2 protein-coding genes and 1 pseudogene are annotated in these 1,995 nt (G+C 75.6%); all 3 read left to right on the forward strand.

Going from position 1 to position 1,995, the window contains the following annotated elements; all coding sequences use genetic code 11:
- The first annotated feature begins 61 nt into the window (after positions 1-61).
- Positions 62-1,063, forward strand: a complete 1,002-nt coding sequence (locus ACFV6I_RS02355) for an MBL fold metallo-hydrolase (RefSeq protein WP_380369743.1) — start codon at positions 62-64, stop codon at positions 1,061-1,063.
- 16 nt (positions 1,064-1,079) lie between these two features.
- A pseudogene (locus ACFV6I_RS02360) lies at positions 1,080-1,649 on the forward strand (molybdenum cofactor guanylyltransferase); the annotation flags it as partial.
- A 126-nt stretch (positions 1,650-1,775) separates the two neighbouring features.
- Positions 1,776-1,995 (forward strand): DUF6457 domain-containing protein (locus ACFV6I_RS02365; protein ID WP_380423319.1); only part of this gene is annotated, 220 nt, incomplete at its 3' end.

Raw genomic sequence — 1,995 nt, forward strand, 5'->3', positions numbered from 1 at the left:
CACCGGTACTCCCATGCTGTAGGGCGCAGGAAGTCCGACCGCCGACCAGAGGGAGCAGCCAGTGACGTCGTCCCCGCCCGAGGAGGGCGCCGGCGCGGAGCGCACGGCCGCCGAGGCCGCCGCCCCGGACCACGAGCGGCCCGCCCGCCCGCTGGAGGTCGCCGTCTTCACCGGCCCCGAATCGGCCTTCTTCGCCACTTCCACCCTGATCCTCGGCGAGCGGACCGCGATCCTGGTCGACGCCCAGCTCACCCGCAGCGCCGGCCGCGAACTCGCCGAATGGGTCGCCGGCAAGGGCCGCCGACTGCTCGCCATCGTCGTCACCCACCACCACCCCGACCACTACTTCGGCGCCGAGGAGGTGCTGAAGCTCTTCCCCGACGCCCGGCTGCTGGCCGCGCCCGCCGTGGTCGACGGCATCCGGCGCACCGCCGCCGCCAAGGTCGCCCAGTGGAAGCCGGTCTACGGCGACGACATCCCGGACCACCCGCTGATCCCCGCCCCGCTGCTGCCGCAGCCCCTCATGCTCGACCGCCAGGTCATCCCCGTGCTGCTGCTCGGCCAGGGCGACTGCGGAGACTCGACGGTCGTCCACGTGCCGAGCATCCGGACGGTGATCGCCGGGGACTTCGCCTACAACGGCACCCACGTCTGGACCGCCGACACCACCCCGGCCCAGCGCACCACCTGGGGCCACAACCTCGGCCGGATCGCCGACCTCGGCGTGGACCGGGTCATCGCCGGCCACCGCGCCCCCGACCAGGGCGACGACGCCGCCCGGGTGCTCGCCTTCACCGGCGAGTACCTCCAGGACTTCGACCGGCTGCTGGCCGTGCACCCGGACGACCCGGAGGCACTGGTCACCGCGATGAACGAGCGGTACGGGGAGCTGACGCTGCCGGCCATCCTGGAACTGGGCGCCGCCGCCAACACCGCCCGGGCGGCACGAGGGGGCGAGATCGTCGAGGCGGAGATCGTCGAGGACGACATCATCGAGGCGGAGATCGTCGAGGACGAGATCACCGAGGAGCGCACGGAGCCCGGGAAGGGCGAAGCCGAGTAGGGCGGATACTGGCCGCATGACGCCCTACGACGTGATCGTCCCGGCCGGCGGGGCCGCCCGTCGCCTCGGCGGGGCCGACAAACCCGGGCTGACCGTGGGCGAGACCACCCTGCTCGACCGGGTGCTCGCCGCCTGCGCGGGCGCCCGCACCACCGTCGTGGTCGGCCCCGGCCGGCCGACCGCGCGCACCGGCGTCCGCTGGACCAGGGAGCAGCCGCCGGGCGGCGGGCCGGTCGCCGCCGTCGCCGCCGGACTCGACCTGGTCACCGCGCCAACCGTGCTGCTGCTCGCCGCCGACCTGCCGTTCCTGGACCGGCGGACCGTCGACCGGCTGGTCACCGCCCTCGCCGAGGCCGGCCCGGCCGTCGACGCCGCCGTCCTGGTCGACGCCGGCGGGCGCGACCAGCCGCTCGCCGCCGCCTACCGCACCGCCCCGCTGCGCACCGCGCTGGCCGCCCTCGGCGATCCGGCCGGCCTCCCGCTGCGCCGCCTCACCGGCGCTCTCGCCCGGCAGTTGGTGGCCGACACCGACAACGTCGCCTACGACTGCGACACCTGGGAGGACCTCGAACAGGCCCGGGAGCGCGACCGGTCGTAGGGGCTCCCTCGGGGTCCGTGTGCACGGCCCGCGCGGGCGTCCGTGCGGGAAACGACGCGCGCCGCACACGGGGCGAACACTCCGGGGAAACCGCCGATCAGGCAGCATGGGCGCATGGAGCGCACGCTGGAAGACTGGATCGCCGAGGTCAGGGCCGACCTGGGCATCGACCTGGACGTCGACGTCCGGGGACTGCTCGACCTCACCCGGGTGGTCGCGCACGGGGTGGCCCGCCCGGCCGCGCCGCTGACCGCCTTTCTGATCGGCTACGCGGCGGCCCAGCTTGGCGGCGGGCCGGGGGGCGTGGCGGTGGCCGGCCGGCGGGACGCCGCGC

Origin of the sequence: Kitasatospora sp. NPDC059803 (assembly GCF_042732255.1) — a bacterium.
Lineage (GTDB): Bacteria > Actinomycetota > Actinomycetes > Streptomycetales > Streptomycetaceae > Kitasatospora.